17 protein-coding genes, 1 pseudogene and 1 riboswitch are annotated in these 15,945 nt (G+C 73.5%); of the genes and pseudogenes, 14 read left to right on the plus strand and 4 right to left on the minus strand.

What is annotated here, in order from left to right:
* Positions 1–36 precede the first annotated feature (36 nt).
* Positions 37–1,032, plus strand: coding sequence for a phosphotransferase enzyme family protein (locus ACP7BI_RS08145; protein ID WP_425844962.1), 996 nt, complete (start codon positions 37–39; stop codon positions 1,030–1,032).
* A 14-nt stretch (positions 1,033–1,046) separates the two neighbouring features.
* On the opposite strand, the gene ACP7BI_RS08150 is transcribed toward ACP7BI_RS08145, so the two are convergent.
* Positions 1,047–2,120 (minus strand): Rv2578c family radical SAM protein, encoded by a 1,074-nt coding sequence (locus ACP7BI_RS08150; RefSeq protein ID WP_425844963.1) that lies wholly within the window; start codon positions 2,118–2,120, stop codon positions 1,047–1,049.
* A gap of 65 nt (positions 2,121–2,185) precedes the next feature.
* On the opposite strand from ACP7BI_RS08150, the gene ACP7BI_RS08155 reads away from it, so the two are divergent.
* The 5 genes from ACP7BI_RS08155 (at position 2,186) to ACP7BI_RS08175 (ending at position 6,915) form a co-directional block, all read left to right on the plus strand.
* Positions 2,186–3,157 carry a YdcF family protein gene (locus ACP7BI_RS08155; protein ID WP_425844965.1) on the plus strand — a complete coding sequence of 324 codons (972 nt, stop codon included), beginning with the start codon at positions 2,186–2,188 and terminating at the stop codon, positions 3,155–3,157.
* Between the two features lie 37 nt (positions 3,158–3,194).
* On the plus strand, positions 3,195–3,494 hold the full coding sequence (gene gatC / locus ACP7BI_RS08160) for an Asp-tRNA(Asn)/Glu-tRNA(Gln) amidotransferase subunit GatC (RefSeq protein WP_425844966.1): 300 nt from the start codon (positions 3,195–3,197) through the stop codon (positions 3,492–3,494).
* Positions 3,494–5,020: an Asp-tRNA(Asn)/Glu-tRNA(Gln) amidotransferase subunit GatA gene (gatA, locus tag ACP7BI_RS08165; RefSeq protein WP_425844967.1), complete on the plus strand. Its 1,527-nt coding sequence runs from the start codon at positions 3,494–3,496 to the stop codon at positions 5,018–5,020. Before gatC ends, gatA begins: the two co-directional genes overlap by 1 nt.
* Positions 5,017–6,528: an Asp-tRNA(Asn)/Glu-tRNA(Gln) amidotransferase subunit GatB gene (gene gatB, locus ACP7BI_RS08170; RefSeq protein ID WP_425844969.1), complete on the plus strand. Its 1,512-nt coding sequence runs from the start codon at positions 5,017–5,019 to the stop codon at positions 6,526–6,528. Before gatA ends, gatB begins: the two co-directional genes overlap by 4 nt.
* A gap of 114 nt (positions 6,529–6,642) precedes the next feature.
* Positions 6,643–6,915: a GlsB/YeaQ/YmgE family stress response membrane protein gene (locus ACP7BI_RS08175; protein WP_425845004.1), complete on the plus strand. Its 273-nt coding sequence runs from the start codon at positions 6,643–6,645 to the stop codon at positions 6,913–6,915.
* Positions 6,916–7,014: 99 nt separating this feature from the next.
* On the opposite strand, the pseudogene ACP7BI_RS08180 reads toward ACP7BI_RS08175, so the two are convergent.
* Positions 7,015–7,908 (minus strand): annotated as a pseudogene (locus tag ACP7BI_RS08180) (LLM class F420-dependent oxidoreductase); the annotation flags it as partial.
* An 87-nt stretch (positions 7,909–7,995) separates the two neighbouring features.
* Between ACP7BI_RS08180 and ACP7BI_RS08185 the strand changes: the two are divergent.
* A complete protein-coding gene (locus ACP7BI_RS08185) occupies positions 7,996–9,030 on the plus strand; it encodes an LLM class F420-dependent oxidoreductase (RefSeq protein WP_425844971.1) in 1,035 nt (344 codons plus the stop codon).
* Positions 9,031–9,058: 28 nt separating this feature from the next.
* On the plus strand, positions 9,059–9,913 hold the full coding sequence (locus tag ACP7BI_RS08190; protein WP_425844973.1) for a DUF3097 domain-containing protein: 855 nt from the start codon (positions 9,059–9,061) through the stop codon (positions 9,911–9,913).
* Here the strand turns inward: ACP7BI_RS08190 and ACP7BI_RS08195 are convergent.
* Positions 9,910–10,671, minus strand: coding sequence for an SGNH/GDSL hydrolase family protein (locus ACP7BI_RS08195; protein WP_425844975.1), 762 nt, complete (start codon positions 10,669–10,671; stop codon positions 9,910–9,912). The genes ACP7BI_RS08190 and ACP7BI_RS08195 overlap by 4 nt on opposite strands.
* Before the next feature lie 46 nt (positions 10,672–10,717).
* A riboswitch (TPP riboswitch) is annotated at positions 10,718–10,827 on the plus strand.
* 21 nt (positions 10,828–10,848) lie between these two features.
* On the opposite strand from ACP7BI_RS08195, the gene ACP7BI_RS08200 reads away from it, so the two are divergent.
* The 4 genes from ACP7BI_RS08200 to ACP7BI_RS08215 are packed head-to-tail and all read left to right on the plus strand — an operon-like array spanning position 10,849 to position 14,133.
* Positions 10,849–11,472: an ECF transporter S component gene (locus ACP7BI_RS08200; protein WP_425844976.1), complete on the plus strand. Its 624-nt coding sequence runs from the start codon at positions 10,849–10,851 to the stop codon at positions 11,470–11,472.
* A complete protein-coding gene (locus tag ACP7BI_RS08205) occupies positions 11,469–12,911 on the plus strand; it encodes an ABC transporter ATP-binding protein (protein ID WP_425844978.1) in 1,443 nt (480 codons plus the stop codon). Before ACP7BI_RS08200 ends, ACP7BI_RS08205 begins: the two co-directional genes overlap by 4 nt.
* On the plus strand, positions 12,908–13,666 hold the full coding sequence (locus ACP7BI_RS08210; RefSeq protein ID WP_425844980.1) for an energy-coupling factor transporter transmembrane component T family protein: 759 nt from the start codon (positions 12,908–12,910) through the stop codon (positions 13,664–13,666). Before ACP7BI_RS08205 ends, ACP7BI_RS08210 begins: the two co-directional genes overlap by 4 nt.
* Positions 13,666–14,133 carry an ATP-binding protein gene (locus tag ACP7BI_RS08215; RefSeq protein WP_425844982.1) on the plus strand — a complete coding sequence of 156 codons (468 nt, stop codon included), beginning with the start codon at positions 13,666–13,668 and terminating at the stop codon, positions 14,131–14,133. The genes ACP7BI_RS08210 and ACP7BI_RS08215 overlap by 1 nt, the downstream gene beginning before the upstream one ends.
* A gap of 115 nt (positions 14,134–14,248) precedes the next feature.
* On the opposite strand, the gene ACP7BI_RS08220 is transcribed toward ACP7BI_RS08215, so the two are convergent.
* The gene (locus tag ACP7BI_RS08220; protein WP_425844984.1) at positions 14,249–14,614 is read right to left on the minus strand and encodes a metallopeptidase family protein; all 366 of its coding nucleotides are present in this window, start codon (positions 14,612–14,614) and stop codon (positions 14,249–14,251) included.
* 59 nt (positions 14,615–14,673) lie between these two features.
* On the opposite strand from ACP7BI_RS08220, the gene ACP7BI_RS08225 reads away from it, so the two are divergent.
* Together ACP7BI_RS08225 and ACP7BI_RS08230 are read left to right on the plus strand one after the other, a co-directional pair.
* Positions 14,674–15,522, plus strand: a complete 849-nt coding sequence (locus ACP7BI_RS08225) for a siderophore-interacting protein (protein WP_425844986.1) — start codon at positions 14,674–14,676, stop codon at positions 15,520–15,522.
* Positions 15,523–15,555: 33 nt separating this feature from the next.
* Positions 15,556–15,867 (plus strand): DUF3253 domain-containing protein, encoded by a 312-nt coding sequence (locus tag ACP7BI_RS08230; RefSeq protein WP_425844988.1) that lies wholly within the window; start codon positions 15,556–15,558, stop codon positions 15,865–15,867.
* Positions 15,868–15,945 lie beyond the last annotated feature (78 nt).

Consider the following 15,945-nt stretch of genomic DNA (forward strand, 5'->3'; position numbering starts at 1 on the left):
AGCAGACTCGGCGGATGCGCGCGTAGGTTCTGGGGCATGGCTCAGCGAGACGAGGTCCAGGCGGCGTTCGGCGAGGTGCTCACGATCGAGCCGGGCGAGTCGCTCTCGCCCTGGAGCGAGGTCTGGCCGGCGCGCGTGCACGGCGGCGACGGCGACGTCGCGGCGGTCGTGAAGCGCACGTGGAGCGCTCCCGTACCGCTCGAGGCGTGGCAGCGGGCGCTCGTCGCGCACGGCATCCGCACGGTGGCCCCGCTCGTGCCGCCCGTCGCCGTCGGCGGCGGTGATCAGGCGGAGCCGTTCGGCGCCGCCTCGACCGGCGGCGAGGCCGGTGACGAGATCGCCGGTGACGAGAACTGGGTCGCATACCCGCAGCTCCGCGGCCGCGAGTGGGATGGCGGCGCCGACGACCTCGCGGCGGCCGGGCGGCTGCTCGGCCGCATGCACGCGGCCTCTGCCGGGCTTGCCATCGACGGCTTCCCACCGTTCGAGTGGGGCAGCGCGGAGCGGCGCTCGATCGACGAGGACATCGACGCGATCCGCGACAGCGCCGCGCAGCACTGGCCGCACTCCGATGCATCGCGCTGGATCGCCCAGCTCGACGGCTTCGCCAACCTGCTCGAGCGGATGCGCGCGGCCGACGTCCCCGCGATGCCCGTCTCGCTCGACCACCGCGCGGTCAACCTGCTGTTCGACGACCAGGGCGCGCTCGCGCTCGACCTCGAGAACGCCGCGTTCGCGCCGCGCATCCTCGACCTCGCGGTCGCGGCGCTGCTGTTCCCGCTTGAGCACGCGGGCTCCGGCGGGAGCGCGCTCGGCAGCGACGAGTGGGCCGCGTTCCGCGGCGGATACCTCTCCGAGGCGCACCTCACGCAGCAGGAGCGCGACATCTGGCCCACCGCCCTCACCTACATGAAGCTCGAGTGGGGCACGTGGCACCTCACGGAGGGCGTGGAATCGGAACCGGAGGGGAACCTCGGCTACCTCGACGACCTGCTGACGCTCGACGAGCACGCCCGCTTCCCGCTGCACTGAGGTGGCGCCGCCGCTCAGAAGAGCGTCGCCGCCGCGAGCATCGGCTCGCCCGAGGTGCTCGGCAGCTGCTTCGCGCGGTTGCTCGGCGCGACGGCCGAGATGCCGGTGCCGGGTGCGACGACGGTGCGGCCGAGCCCATAGCCGCGCTGCAGCGGGCGGATGCGATCGCGCAGCCACGAGCGGTAGTCGGGGTGCGCGTAGGACCCGAAGCGACCGCGCTCGTCGCGGTAGACCCGGTCGTAGAGCGGCAGCAGCTCGGGGTGCTCGGCGCGGAGCCACTGCAGGTACCACTCGCGCGCGCCGGGCCGCAGGTGCAGGGCGCTCGCGATCGCGCTCGTCGCGCCCGCCTCGGCGATCGCCGCGAACGCTCGCTCGAGGTGCTCGCGCGTGTCGGTGAGCCCCGGCATGATCGGCATCGCGAAGACGGCGCAGTCGAGCCCCGCCTCGCGGACGGCGCGCACCGTCTCGAGCCGAGAGCGCGTCGTCGGGGTGCCGGGCTCGACCTCCTGCTGCAGCTCGTCGTCGAAGATCGCGATCGACATCGCGATCGAGACCGGCACGTCGCGCGCGATCGACTGCAGCAGCGGCAGGTCGCGCCGCAGTAGCGTGCCCTTCGTGAGGATCGAGATCGAGGCGCCGTGCCGCGCGAGCGCGCGCAGCACGCCCGGCATGAGCCGGTAGCGGCCCTCCGCGCGCTGGTACGGGTCGGTGTTCGTGCCCAGCTGCACGGCGTCGACGTCGCGGCGCGGCCCCGCGAGCTCGCGCTCGAGCACCTCGACGAGATTGGCCTTCACGACGATGCGGGAGTCGAAGTCGGCGCCCGCGTCGAGGTCGAGGTAGGTGTGCGTGTTGCGCGCGAAGCAGTAGCGGCACGCGTGCTGGCAGCCGCGGTAGGGGTTGATCGTCCACGCGCCGCTCATGAAGCCGTCGCCCGCGACGTGGTTGAGCGCGCTCTTCGCCGTGATCTCGAGGAACGACATGCCGTCGAACCCCGGAGTCGGCCATGACTCGAGCACGCTCGAGCGCTCCTCGAGACCCGGCAGCGCGTCGTCGTCGACGTGCGTCGCGGCTTGCGTCTCCCATCGCATGACGATCATTCGAACACACGTTCGATCTTGCCGCAAGCGGCGCGCCGCCCGGTTAGGGTCGCAGCGTGACGGCGGTGCGGGGGCGGATGCGCGTGCTGGCTCCCGCGATCGTCTCCGGTGCGGTCGTGGTCGCGCTCGTCGCGATCGTCGGCGTCCTCGTGGCTGCGCCGGTCGCGCGCTGGCTCGACGCCGACGCTCGCGAGCCGCTCTGGGGCACCGTCGTCGTCGCCGCGGCGATCGCGACCATCACGCTCGGCGGCGCTTCGGCGTGGCACGGTCTCGTGCTCACGCGGCTCGTGCGCGTGCGGCTCGTCGACCGGCTCATCGCGGCGCTCGGAGCCGGCATGCTGCTGCTCGCCGCCGGCATCGTCGCCGCGGTCGGGATCGAGCCGGCGCTCGCGCGCGCCGCGCTGCTGCTCGCGGCGCCGCTCTGGGCCGCGGGCCTCGGCTTCGCGGTGCTCGTCGGCGCGATGCTGCTGCACGCGCGAGCGCCGCTGCACGAGCCGCCCGGCGCCGTGCTCATCCTCGGCGCGGGGCTCCGGGGGCGCGAGGTCGGCCCGCTGCTGCGCCGACGCGTCGAGCGGGGGGCGGAGGTCTGGCGCGCAGCGCTGCCCGGCCGGCCCGACGCCCGCATCGTCGTCGCCGGCGGCCAAGGGCCCGACGAGGTGCGCACCGAGGCGTCGGCGATGGCCGAGCACCTCGCCGGGCGGCTCGGCGTGCCGCCCGGCGCGATCGACCTCGAGCAGGCGTCGACCTCGACGCGCGAGAACCTCGAGCTCTCGCGGCCCTTCGTCACGGGGGAGCGGGCGCCGCTCGCGGTCGTCACGAGCGGCTACCACGCCTATCGCACGGCGTGGCTGCTCGCCGAGCTCGGCATGGACGGCGTCGTCGTCGGCGCGTGGACGCGACCCTCGTACCGACCCGGCGCCGTCGTGCGCGAGGCGCTCGCGATCGCCGCCGACGCGCGCCGGTGGTGCCTCGCGGCGGCACTCGCGATCGAGGCGCTCGCGGTCTGGGCGCTCGTCGTCGAGCCGTAGGATCGAGGGCGAACCCCCGCTGCCGACGAGGAGACGCATGTCCGAGATCACCCGCGACGACGTCCAGCACCTTGCTGGACTCGCTCGCATCGCGGTCACCGACGACGAGGTGACGAGCCTCACGAGCGAGCTGTCCGCGATCGTCGATGCGATCGCGACCGTGAGCGAGATCGCCGGCCCCGACGTGCCCGCCACGAGCCACCCCGTGCCGCTCTCGAACGTCATGCGCGACGACGTCGTCGGCGAGACGCTCTCGGCCGAGCAGATCTTCGCCGGTGCCCCGAGCCACGACGGCGAGCGCTTCCGCGTCTCGGCGATCCTGGGGGAGGAGCAGTGATGGAGCAGGCGCAGAGCGGGGATCTCACCCGCCTCGCGGGCCATGAGCTCGCGGCGCTCCTGCGCAGCGGCGAGGTCTCGTCGGTCGAGGCGACGCGGGCCCACCTCGACCGCATCGCCGAGGTCGACGGCGACGTGCACGCCTTCCTCCACGTCAACGAGGCCGCGCTCGAGCAGGCGAGGGCGATCGACGAGCGCCGCGCCGCCGGTGAGGAGCTCCACGAGCTCGCGGGCGCCCCGGTCGCGATCAAGGACGTGCTCTGCACGGTCGGCATGCCCTCGACCTCGGGCTCGCGCATCCTCGAGGGCTGGATCCCGCCCTACGACGCGACCGTCGTCGCCCGCCTGGGACGAGCCGGCCTCGTCGCGCTCGGCAAGACCAACATGGACGAGTTCGCGATGGGCTCGTCGACCGAGCACTCCGCCTACGGCCCGACTCGCAACCCGTGGGACCTCGAGCGCATCCCCGGCGGCTCGGGCGGCGGCTCGGCGGCCGCGGTCGCGGCGTTCGAGGCACCCTTCGCGCTCGGCTCCGACACCGGCGGCTCGATCCGGCAGCCCGCGGCCGTCACGGGCACGGTCGGCGTGAAGCCCACCTACGGCGGCGTGAGCCGCTACGGCGCGATCGCGCTCGCCTCGAGCCTCGACCAGGTCGGCCCCGTGACCCGCACGGTGCTCGACTCGGCGCTCATCCACGACGTCATCGGCGGCCACGACCCGCTCGACTCGACGAGCCTCGAGCGCGAGTGGCCCTCGTTCGCGGCGGCGGCGCGCGAGGGCGCGTCGAGGGGCGACCTCGCGGGCGTCAGGGTCGGCGTCATCAAGGAGCTCGACTCCGAGGGCATCGCCGCTGACGTGCAGGCGCGCTTCCAGGAGACCGTGCAGGTGCTGACGGATGCGGGGGCTGAGGTCGTCGAGGTCTCGTGCCCATCGTTCGCGTACTCGGTCGCCGCGTACTACCTCATCCTCCCGGCGGAGGCATCGAGCAACCTCGCGCGCTTCGACTCGGTGCGGTTCGGGCTGCGGGTCGAGCAGGCCGGGCAGACGGTCGAGGACGTCATGGCCGCGACGCGCGAGGCCGGCTTCGGCGCCGAGGTCAAGCGCCGCATCATCCTCGGCACCTACGCGCTCTCCGCGGGCTACTACGACGCCTACTACGGCTCGGCGCAGAAGGTGCGCACGCTCATCCAGCGCGACTTCGACGCCGCGTTCGAGCAGGCCGACATCCTCATCAGCCCCGCTGCGCCGACCACGGCGTTCAAGCTCGGCGAGAAGCTCGACGACCCGCTCGCGATGTACGTCAACGACATCACGACGATCCCGGCGAACCTCGCGGGCATCCCCGGCATGGGCCTGCCGATGGGCCTCGGCGACGACGGGCTGCCCGTCGGCCTGCAGCTGCTCGCGCCGATGTTCGAGGACGAGCGGCTCTACCGCGCAGGGGCCGCGATCGAGGCGCTCCTCGCACAGCGCTGGGGCGGCATCCTCGCCACCAAGGCACCCGAGCTCGCAGGAGGCGCTCGATGAAGGACAAGCTGATGGACTTCGACGAGGCGCTCGAGCGCTTCGAGCCCGTGCTGGGCTTCGAGGTGCACGTCGAGCTCGGCACGCGCACGAAGATGTTCTCCGCCGCGCCCAACCCCGCGCATCCGGACTTCCACGACGCCGAGCCCAACACGCTCGTCGACCCGCTGAGCCTCGGCCTGCCGGGCAGTCTGCCGGTGGTGAACGCCGAGGCCGTGCGCTACTCGATCTCGCTCGGGCTCGCGCTCGGGTGCGAGATCGCGCAGTCGTGCCGGTTCGCGCGGAAGAACTACTTCTACCCGGACACGCCGAAGAACTACCAGATCTCCCAGTACGACGAGCCCATCGCGTTCGAGGGCGCCGTCGAGATCGAGCTCGCCGACGGGCGGCAGGTCTCGATCCCGATCGAGCGCGCGCACATGGAGGAGGACGCGGGCAAGCTCACGCACGTGGGCGGCTCGACCGGCCGCATCCAGGGCGCCGAGTATTCGCTCGTCGACTACAACCGCGCGGGCGTGCCGCTCGTCGAGATCGTCACCAAGCCGATCTTCGGCGCCGAGCACGACGCTCCCGAGCTCGCGAAGCGCTACGTCGCGGCCATCCGCGACATCGTGCTCTCGCTCGGCATATCCGAGGCGCGCATGGAGCGCGGCAACCTGCGCTGCGACGCGAACGTGAGCCTGCGTCCGCGCGGCCAGGAGGCGCTCGGCACCCGCACCGAGACGAAGAACGTCAACTCGCTGCGCTCGGTCGAGCGCGCCGTGCGCTACGAGATCCAGCGGCAGGCGGCGATCCTCGCCGCGGGCGGCACGATCGTGCAGGAGACGCGGCACTGGCACGAGGACACGGGCGCGACGAGCCCGGGCCGACCGAAGTCGGACGCCGACGACTACCGGTACTTCCCCGAACCCGACCTGCTGCCGCTCGCGCCGAGCCGGGAGCTCGTCGAGGAGCTGCGCGCGCAGCTGCCGGAGCAGCCCGTCGCGCACCGCCGCCGCCTCAAGGCGGAGTGGGGCTTCACCGAGCTCGAGTTCCAGGACGTCGTGAACGGCGACATGCTGCACCTCGTCGAGGCGACGGTCGCCGCTGGCGCGACACCCGGGGCGGCGCGCAAGTGGTGGACGGGCGAGATCGCCCGGCTGGCGAACGAGCAGGGCGTCGAGGCGTCGAGCCTCGTCGAGCCGGCGCACGTCGCGCAGCTGCAGGCGCTCGTCGACGAGGGCGCGCTCACCGACCGGCTCGCGCGGCAGGTGCTCGAGGGCGTCATCGCCGGCGAGGGCGCTCCCGCCGAGGTCGTCGAGTCGAGGGGGCTCAAGGTCGTCACCGACGAGTCGGCGCTCGTCGCCGCGGTCGACGAGGCGCTTGCGGGCCAGCCGGACGTGCTGCAGAAGATCCGCGACGGCAAGGTGCAGGCGGCGGGCGCGGTCATCGGCGCCGTCATGAAGGCGATGCGCGGACAGGCCGATGCGGCACGAGTGCGGGAGATCGTCCTCCAGCGGGCTATGGATTAGTCAGGGACGCCCCAGGAACCTTCCAGGAACCTGCGGGAGGCTTGCTCCCAGTTCGCACAGGCGGGCTCGGCGGAGTGAAACCCTTGCACCGCTGCAGAGAGAAGGGACCACACTATGGGCATTCTCGGTTGGATCGTCCTCGGCCTCATCGCCGGCGCCATCGCCAAGCTGATCCTCCCCGGCCGTCAGGGCGGGGGCTGGATCATGACCCTCATCCTCGGCGTCGTCGGAGCACTGCTCGGCGGTTGGATCGGCTCCGTGCTGTTCAACACCGGCATCGAGGGCTTCTTCGACCTGTCGACGTGGCTGCTGGCCATCGGTGGCGCGCTGATCGTGCTCCTGATCTGGGGCCTCGTCACCAAGAACCGCGGTCGCACCACGGCATAACCGCCGTCGCGACGCACGAGAGGGGGCTGCCTGCGGGCAGCCCCCTTCCGCGTGCCCCCGCGTCTCAGCCCGCGACGGAGCGGTGACGCCCGCGAACGAGGCGAGCTCGTCCAGGTGGTCGAGGTCGTTCGTGTCGAGCACCTGCAGGTAGACGCGTTCGACGCCGTCGTCGGCGAGGCGGCCGAGCAGGTCCTCCACCTCGGCGCGCGAGCCGGCCACGCCGTGCTCGCGCAGCTCCTCGGGGTCGCGACCGATCGCATCCGCCCGCCGTCGGAACGTCGCCTCGTCGTCGCCGACGCACGCGACGAGCGCGACCGAGCGCACGACCGGGCGCTCGCGCTCCTCGCGCTCGATCGCCTCGTCGAGCGCGGCGAACAGGGGCCGGATGCGCTCGAACGGCGGGAACGAGAGGTTGTGCTCGTCGCCGAACTGCGCGGCGAGCCGTGGCGTGCGCTTCGCGCCCAGCCCGCCGACGATCACGGGGATGCGCTCCTGCACGGGCTGCGGGAGCGCGGGGGAGTCCTCGAGGCGGTAGTGGTCGCCGTCGAACGAGAATCGCGCGCCCGTGGGCGTCTGCCAGAACCCCGTCACGATCGCGAGCTGCTCCTCGAGCAGGTCGAAGCGGCGCTCGGGGAAGGGGATGCCGAAGGCGCGGTGCTCCTGCTCGAACCAGCCGGTGCCGAGGCCCAGCTCGACGCGGCCGCCCGACATCGCGTCGACGTTCGCGACCTGCACGGCGAGGATGCCGGGGAGCCGGTAGGTGACGGACGAGACGAGCGTGCCGAGCCGCACCCGCTCGGTGTCGCGAGCGAGGCCCGCGAGCGTCGTCCACGCATCCGTCGGCCCGTAGCCCGGGTCGCCGTCGCCCATGCGGAGGTAGTGGTCGGAGCGGAAGAAGCCGTCGAAGCCCAGCTGCTCGGTGCGCAGCGCGACCGCGAGCAGCTCGTCGTAGGAGGCGCCCTGCTGGGGCTCGGTGAAGATGCGGAAGTCCATGGAGCGAGGTTACGGAAGCGGCGCGCCGCTCGTGCATCCCGCACAACCCGACCGTTGCGCGGGGCCGGAGTGGGCAGGATGGGGACCATGGACTACGGCTACATGCTCGGCTACTGGAAGGCCGCGCCGCCCGCGGGGGCGCTCGAGGCGGTGCAGGCGGCGGAGCGGCTCGGCTTCGACTCGATCTGGACGTCGGAGGCATACGGATCGGATGCGTTCACGCCGCTCGCGTGGTGGGGTGCCGCCACGACGCGCATCCAGCTCGCGACCGGCATCGCGCAGCTCTCGGCGCGCACCGCGGCGTCGACCGCGATGACGGCGATGACGCTCGACCACCTCTCGGGCGGACGGGTCATCCTCGGGCTCGGCGTGAGCGGGCCGCAGGTCGTGGAGGGCTGGTACGGGCAGCCGTTCCCGAAGCCGCTCGCCCGCACGCGCGAGTACGTCGCGATCCTGCGCAGCATCATGGCGCGCGAGGCGCCCGTGACGGCGCCCGGCCCGCAGCTGCCGCTGCCGCTCACGGGCGAGGGCACGACGGGTCACGGCAAGCCGCTCATCTCGACGCTGCACCCGCTGCGGCAGCACATCCCGATCCACCTCGCCGCGGAGGGACCGAAGAACACGTCGCTCGCGGCCGAGATCGCCGACGGCTGGCTGCCGTTCCTGTTCTCGCCCGCGCAGGACGCCGCCTCGCGCGCGCTGCTCGAGGAGGGCTTCGCGAAGCGCGACGCGGCACTGCCGCCCGCGGATCGCTTCGAGGTCTCGGTGCCGGTGCCGATCGTCGTCGACGCCGACGTCGAGGCGGCGGCCGACCGGGTGCGGCCGATGATCGCGCTCTACGTCGGCGGGATGGGCGCGAAGGGCGCGAACTTCCACTACGACGCGGTCGCGCGGCTCGGGTTCGAGGCGGAGTGCGCCGAGATCCAGGAGCTCTACCTCGCGGGCCGCAAGGCCGAGGCGATCGCCGCGGTGCCGACGCGGCTCGTCGACGAGATCGCGCTCGTCGGGCCGATCGAGCGCGTGCGCGACGGGCTCGAGCGCTGGGAGGAGTCGGTCGTCACGCGCATCCTCGTGCAGGGCGACCTCGCGACGCTCGAGGCGGTCGCGCGCCTGCGCGGCTGAGCTTCCCGGCACGTCTACGATCGATCGAGTGCTGATCGACTGGGACTCGTGGGGCGGCGACGTGCTCTCGCCGGAGGCGGAGGCGGCCAGGAAGCCCCCGCCGCCCAAGCAGGTCGCGGCCGAGCGCGAGCTCGTCGTCGAGCGGCACGACGGCTACGTCGGCGCGGTCGTCGGCATCGAGGCGGGCCACGTGCAGCTCGAGGATCGGCGCGGCAAGGTGCGGCTCTTCCCGCTCGGCCGCGGCTTCCTCGTCGAGGGCGTCGAGGTCGAGCTCGTGCCGCCCGCGGTCGAGAAGACCGCGCCGACCCGCACGGCGTCGGGCTCCCGCGCCGTCGAGGGGCTCAAGGCGCGCGTCGCGCTCCCGAGCCGCATCCTCGTCGAGGGCACCCACGACGCCGAGCTCGTCGAGCAGGTGTGGGGCCACGACCTGCGGGTCGAGGGCGTCGTGGTCGAGCCGCTCCACGGGGTCGACGACCTCGCGGGCATCGTCGCGGAGTTCGCGCCGAGCGCGACGCGCCGCCTCGGCATCCTCGTCGACCACCTCGTGCCCGGCTCGAAGGAGACTCGGATCGCCCAAGCCGTGGAGCGCGGTCCGCACGCCGCGCACGTGCGCATCGTCGGGCATCCGTTCATCGACATCTGGCAGGCCGTCAAGCCCGCGCGGCTCGGGATCGAGCGCTGGCCCGACGTGCCGCGCGGCGAGGACTGGAAGCAGGGCACGCTCAAGCGGCTCGGGATGCCGCACGGCGACCAGCAGGACGTCGCGCGCGCGTGGCAGCGCATCCGCGGTCGCGTGCGCGATTGGAACGACCTCGATCCGGCCCTGCTCGCCCGCGTCGAGGAGCTCATCGACTTCGTGACGACGGGGCAGTCGGGGGCCTAGGCGATCGGCGGGACCTCGACGAAGCCGGGCAGCTTCGGGTCGCGGCCGTCGCCCGAGGAGCGACCCGTGAACCGGCGGCCGAGCCACGGCATCACGAACTCGCGGTAGTAGGCGACGTCGCGGCGGCCCTCGGCGGTCGAGATCGCCGCGAGGTCGCGCCACGACTCGGGCGCGGGGTGACCGAGCGCCCGCAGCACGTTGCTCGCGACGTGCGCGTGCCCGGCGGCGTTGAGGTGCAGCCGGTCGCGCGACCAGAAGCGGGGGCTCCGCAGCTCGACGTCCGACCAGTTGTCGACGTAGGGCGCGTCGAGGTCGGCGACCCGCGAGACGACGGCGCGCGCGAGCGCATCGCCGCGGCGCTGCATGACGGCGCCGATGGGCATGACGCCCGAGGGGTTGCCTCCCGAGAGCAAGATGGGGCGGATGCCTGCGGCCGCGATGCGGTGCGCGGCACCCGCGAGGCGCTCCCCGACGTGGTCGATCGAGACCTTCGGTCGGAGGATGTCGTTGCCGCCGCCGTTGATGCTGATCGCGTCGGGGCCGAGCGCGATCGCCGCGTCGAGCTGCTCGTGCAGGATCTGCCCGAGCTTGCGGCCGCGGATCGCGAGGTTCGCGTAGCGCACCGGTGCGGCCTGCGCGGTCGCGAGCCCAGCGGCGACGAAGTCTGCCCAGCCGCGCACCGAGCCGTCGGGCAGCTCGTCGCCCACGCCCTCGGTGAAGCTGTCGCCGATGGCCACGAACGATCCGATGTGCTGCACCCGTCGAGCCTACGCGCGCCACCCGCTCGGCGCCCCGGGCTAGACTGGCTGGCGACACGGGAGTCCGGTGCGCCGGGCTGAGAGGAAGGCTGAAGCCTTCGACCGTCAAACCTGATCTGGATCATGCCAGCGCAGGGAGGACACGCACCCGTGCCATTCCACCGAGAAAGGCACTTCATGACCAATGCATCCACTGCATCCGCCTCGTCGACCGGGCGCCGCCGCATCGGCCGCTGGCGGGTCGTCGACATCGTCGTCGCCGCCGTGCTCGGCGTCGCAACCGGCCTGCTGTTCGTGCTCTGGAACAGCGTCGGCTACGCATGGTTCAGCGTCATGGACGCGCTCACGCCCGGCTTCGGCGGCCTCGCCGTCGGCATCTGGCTGATCGGCGGCGTGCTGGGCGGGCTCATCATCCGCAAGCCGGGCGCGGCGCTCTTCGTGGAGCTGCTGGCGGCGACCGTGTCGATGCTGCTCGGCAGCCAGTGGTCGATTGAGACCGTCTACTCCGGCATCGCGCAGGGCCTGGGCGCCGAGCTGATCTTCCTGCTGTTCGCCTACCGACGCTTCGGCCTCGGCGTCGCCATGCTCGCCGGCATCGGCGCCGCCGTCGCCGCGTGGACGCTCGAGCTGTTCATCTCGGGCAACCTCGCCATGAGCGGTGAGTTCCTGATGATCTACCTCGGCTGCCTCGTCGTCTCGGGCGCCCTGCTCGCCGGCGTGGTCGGCTGGCTGCTGACACGGGCGCTGGCGGCGACCGGTGTGCTCGACCGCTTCGCGTCGGGTCGGTCGCGCGGCCGGTGACCGGCTCCCGCATCCGCGCTCGCGGGTGGGGCTGGCGGCACGCCGGGCGGGAGGCGCCCGCCGTCGCCGGGCTCGACCTCGACGTCGAGCCCGGCGAGCGCGTGCTGCTGCTCGGGCCTTCGGGCGCGGGCAAGTCGACGCTGCTCGCCGCGCTCGCCGGCGTGCTCGGCGGCGACGAGGAGGGCGAGGAGACCGGCGAGCTGCTCGTCGACGGCGCCCACCCCGCGAGCCGGCGCGGCCTCGCCGGGCTCGTGCTGCAGGACCCGCAGGCCAACACGATCATGTCGCGCGTCGGCGACGACGTCGCCTTCGGCTGCGAGAACCTCGCGGTGCCGCGCGACGAGATCTGGGCGCGCGTGCGGGACGCGCTCGGCGCCGTCGGCCTCGACGTCGGCCTCGACCGCTCGACGGCGGCGCTCTCGGGCGGGCAGCGGCAGCGGCTCGCGCTCGCGGGCGTCATCGCCATGCGGCCGGGCCTCATCCTGCTCGACGAGCCGACCGCGAACCTCGATCCCGTCGGCGTCGTCGAGGTGCGGGATGCGGTGGCGCGCGTCGCCGCCGAGACCGGGGCGACGCTCGTGGTCGTCGAGCACCGCGTCGACACGTGGCTGCCCGTCGTCGACCGCGTCGTCGTGCTCGAGCCGCGCGGGGGCGTCGCGGCAGACGGATCGCCCCACGCGGTGCTCGAGGTGCACGCGGAGCGCCTCGCGGCGGGCGGCGTGTGGGTGCCGGGGATCCCGGTCGAGGTCGAGCGCGCGCGCCGCGCGGCCGGGCCGGCGCTGCTCGTCGCGGAGGCGCTGCGGTCCGGCCGCGCTGGCGAGGCCGTGCACGAACCCGTCGACGTCGAGGTTCGTGCTGGCGAGGCACTCGTCGTCACCGGCCGGAACGGCGCTGGCAAGTCGACCCTCGCGCTCACCCTCGCGGGACTCCTGCCGCCGGTCGAGGGCGCGGTGCGCGCGACGACGGAGCTGCGCGGCGATGCAGCGGCCGAGGCGCCGATCCGCTGGCGACCGAGGCAGCTCGCGACGCGCATCGGCACGGTGTTCCAGCAGCCCGAGCACCAGTTCGTCGCCGCGCGCGTGCACGACGAGGTCGCGGCGGGGCTGCGGGCGCTCGGGCGGGACGACGCCCAGGTGCGCGACCGCGTCGACGCGCTCCTCGCGGCGCTGCGGCTCGACCACCTCGCCGACGTCAACCCCTTCACGCTCTCGGGCGGCGAGCAGCGGCGGCTCTCGGTCGCGACGGTCCTCGCGCCTGCGCCGCGCGTCATGGTGCTCGACGAGCCGACGTTCGGGCAGGACCGCCGCACGTGGCAGGAGCTCGTGCGGCTCATCGCGTCACTCGTCGACGACGACGGATGCGCGGTCGTCGCCGTCACGCACGACGCCGACGTCGAGCGGGTGCTCGGCGACCGCGTGCTGCGGCTGGGCGCCGCGTGAAGGCGCTCGAGCGGGTCAACCCCGTCACGCCCATCCTCGCGGCGGTGCTCTACTCCATCCCGATGCTGCTCACGATCGACGTCGTCACGGCGGCCGTCGCGCTCGCCGCGTGGGCGATCGTCTTCGCGAGCGTCGGGATCGGGCCGCGCACCGTCGTGCGCCGCTCGTGGCCGCTGCTCGTCGCCGCGCCGCTGTCGGCCGTCAGCATGCTCCTCTACGCCGAGCCGGCCGGACGCATCCACGCCCAGGTCTGGCTCGCCGTCATCAGCGACCGCTCGATCGAGCTCGCGCTCGCGATCGGCCTGCGCGTGCTGGCGATCGGCGTGCCGACGCTCGTCGCGCTCGTCGGCGTCGACCCGACGCGGCTCGCCGACGGCCTCGCGCAGGTCGCGCGGCTGCCGCACCGGTTCGTGCTCGCGGCGCTCGCGGGCACGCGCCTGTTCGGCGTGCTCGGCGAGGACTGGCGGCAGATCTCGCTCGCGCGGCGAGCGCGAGGGCTCGGCGACACGGGCGTCGTGCGGCGGTCGCTGCAAGCGGCGTTCGCGCTGCTCGTCGTCGCCCTGCGGCGCGGCGGCACGCTCGCGACCGCGATGGAGGCGCGCGGGTTCGGCGGGCCGGAGCGCACGTGGGCCCGGCCGTCGACGCTCGGGTGGCGCGACGCGGTGCTCGTGCTGCTCGTCGCCCTCGTGACGGCGACCGCGCTCGGCGTCTCGCTCGCGGCAGGTTCGTTCTCGCCGGTGTGGGAGAGGGCGTGATGCTGACGATCATCGACGGGCGATCCGGTGCCGGCAAGACCGAGCTCGCCGCGCGGCTCGCCGCCGAGACGGGCGCGCGCGTCATCCACATGGACGATCTCTACGCGGGCTGGCACGGGCTCGCGACCGGCTCGCGGCTGCTCGAGCGCGGCATCCTCGCGCCGCTCGTCGCCGGTCGCACGGCGGTGTGGCGGCGGTGGGACTGGGCGGTCGGCGACTGGGGGGACGAGGATCGCGCCGAGCCGGGGGAGCCGCTCATCGTCGAGGGCTGCGGCTCGCTCACGCTGCAGTCGCGCGAGCACGCCGACCGGGCGCTGTGGCTCGAGGCTCCGGAGGAGGTGCGGCACGCCCGCGCGCTCTCGCGCGACGGCGAGGACTCGTGGTGGACGCTGTGGCGCGAGCAGGAGGACGCCCACGTCGCCGCGAACGACCCTGCCGCGCTCGCGGACGAGGTCATCCGCACTTGAGCCGCGCTCTCCACAGCTGCTCACCGCGGGCCGTCGCATGTTGGTGGTGCACGGCGTTCGAGCAGCTCGGCCACCGGCTGCTGCGCGAGCTGGTCCGCGAGACCGCCTGAGGCGACTACGCCCAGCCGAGCTCGTGCAGCTGCTCGTCGTCGATGCCGTAGAAGTGCGCGATCTCGTGGACGATCGTCGTCCGCACCTCGGCCCGCAGCTCGTCGAGCGTCTCGGTCGAGTCGAGGTGCGGGAGCCGGTAGACCATGATCCGATCGGGCAGCTCGCCGAAGCCGTACTGGCCGCGCTCGGTGATCGCGACGCCCTCGTAGATGCCGAGCAGGTCCTCCTCGGGGTGCTCGTCCTCGACGAGGAAGACGACGTTGTCGAGGCCCTCGACCATCTCGTCCGGCAGCTCGTCGAGCACCTCGGTGACGAGCGCCTCGAACGCGTCGTGGTCGAGCTCGAGCACCGCGACCGCCTCCCTCTGCATCCTCGTTGTGAGCCTACCGACCGCGGTCGGCCACAGTCCCGCTGATAGCGTCGAGGACGATGAGCACCCCCGTCGGCCCCTCTCGCCCCGCCCGTCCGCAGCACGTGATGGAGGTCGTCCGCGTCGAACGGATCGCCCCGAGCATGGTGCGGATCTGGATCGGCGGCGACGGCTTCGCGACCTTCGCGCCCAACGCGTTCACCGACGCCTACGTCAAGATCTGGTTCGCCAAGCCCGAGCTCGGCCTGGAGCCGCCCTACGACGTCGCGGCGCTCCGCGAGTCGCTCGCGCCCGACGACCTGCCGGTCGCCCGCACCTACACCGTGCGCGCGATCGCCGACGACTCCTTCGCGATCGACGTCGTCGTGCACGGCGATCAGGGCCTCGCAGGTCCATGGGCCGCGCGCGTGCAGCCGGGGGAGCGCGTCGTGTTCGGCGGCCCGGGCGGCGCCTTCGCGCCCGACGAGACCGCGGCGTGGCACCTCTTCCTCGGCGATGAGTCGTCGCTCCCGGCGATCGCGCGGAGCGTCGAGTCGCTCCCCGCGACGGCGCGCGGCGCCGCGCTGATCGAGGTGCGGGATGGGTCGGAGGAGCTCGCGTTCTCGGCTCCCGACGGCTTCGAGGTGCGGTGGCTGCACCGCGGCGAGGCGAGCGCGGACACCGTCGGGCTGCTCGCGGAGCAGACCGCGGCGCTGGAGCTGCCGGAGGGACGAGGCCAGGTCTTCGCGCACGGCGAGCGCGAGTCGATGAAGGCGCTCCGCGACGAGCTGCTCGTGCGGCGCGGACTCGAGCGCTCGCAGGTGTCGCTCTCGGGCTACTGGGCGCTCGGGCGCACGGAGGACCGCTTCCAGGCCGAGAAGCGCGAGCCGATCGGGCAGATCCTGCCGCCGGAGCACGCGGCCTCCTAGCCGGCCCCCAGCGCCGCGCGACACACTGACCGCATGACGCGCGCGCCCGGCGACCCGATGGAGTCGGCCATCCTCGACCTCCTGGCGCGGCGCCGCGACGGTGCGACCATCTGCCCGAGCGACGCGGCGAAGGCCGTCGGAGGCCCCGACGAGGCCGACTGGCGACCGCAGATGGGTGCGGCGCGCGACGCCGCCCGCAGGCTCGTCGCCGATGGCGCCGTCGAGGTCACGCAGCGCGGCGAGGTCGTCGACCTCGACAGCGCGAAGGGGCCCATCCGCATCCGCCTCGCCCAGCGTGCCGAGCCGGGTTATAGGCCAAAACGTGTGGATGGGATCCTGATCTAGCCGCGGAATCTCGGGCGAGTTCGGGGCGTGCTTTGCTCCGGCACCCTTAACCGTGCCGAACGCGAGCAACTCGTCGTC

The sequence above is a fragment of the Agrococcus sp. TSP3-2-1 genome, from assembly GCF_049897585.1.
GTDB lineage: Bacteria > Actinomycetota > Actinomycetes > Actinomycetales > Microbacteriaceae > Agrococcus.

Coding starts and splice junctions, on each gene's coding strand:
- gatC (WP_425844966.1), top strand. CDS start 3,195: ATGTCCGAGATCACCCGCGACGACGTCCAGCACCTTGCTGGACTCGCT.
- ACP7BI_RS08145 (WP_425844962.1), top strand. CDS start 37: ATGGCTCAGCGAGACGAGGTCCAGGCGGCGTTCGGCGAGGTGCTCACG.
- ACP7BI_RS08225 (WP_425844986.1), top strand. CDS start 14,674: ATGAGCACCCCCGTCGGCCCCTCTCGCCCCGCCCGTCCGCAGCACGTG.
- ACP7BI_RS08200 (WP_425844976.1), top strand. CDS start 10,849: ATGACCAATGCATCCACTGCATCCGCCTCGTCGACCGGGCGCCGCCGC.
- ACP7BI_RS08175 (WP_425845004.1), top strand. CDS start 6,643: ATGGGCATTCTCGGTTGGATCGTCCTCGGCCTCATCGCCGGCGCCATC.
- ACP7BI_RS08150 (WP_425844963.1), bottom strand. CDS start 2,120: ATGCGATGGGAGACGCAAGCCGCGACGCACGTCGACGACGACGCGCTG.
- ACP7BI_RS08230 (WP_425844988.1), top strand. CDS start 15,556: ATGACGCGCGCGCCCGGCGACCCGATGGAGTCGGCCATCCTCGACCTC.
- gatB (WP_425844969.1), top strand. CDS start 5,017: ATGAAGGACAAGCTGATGGACTTCGACGAGGCGCTCGAGCGCTTCGAG.
- gatA (WP_425844967.1), top strand. CDS start 3,494: ATGGAGCAGGCGCAGAGCGGGGATCTCACCCGCCTCGCGGGCCATGAG.
- ACP7BI_RS08185 (WP_425844971.1), top strand. CDS start 7,996: ATGGACTACGGCTACATGCTCGGCTACTGGAAGGCCGCGCCGCCCGCG.
- ACP7BI_RS08220 (WP_425844984.1), bottom strand. CDS start 14,614: ATGCAGAGGGAGGCGGTCGCGGTGCTCGAGCTCGACCACGACGCGTTC.
- ACP7BI_RS08215 (WP_425844982.1), top strand. CDS start 13,666: ATGCTGACGATCATCGACGGGCGATCCGGTGCCGGCAAGACCGAGCTC.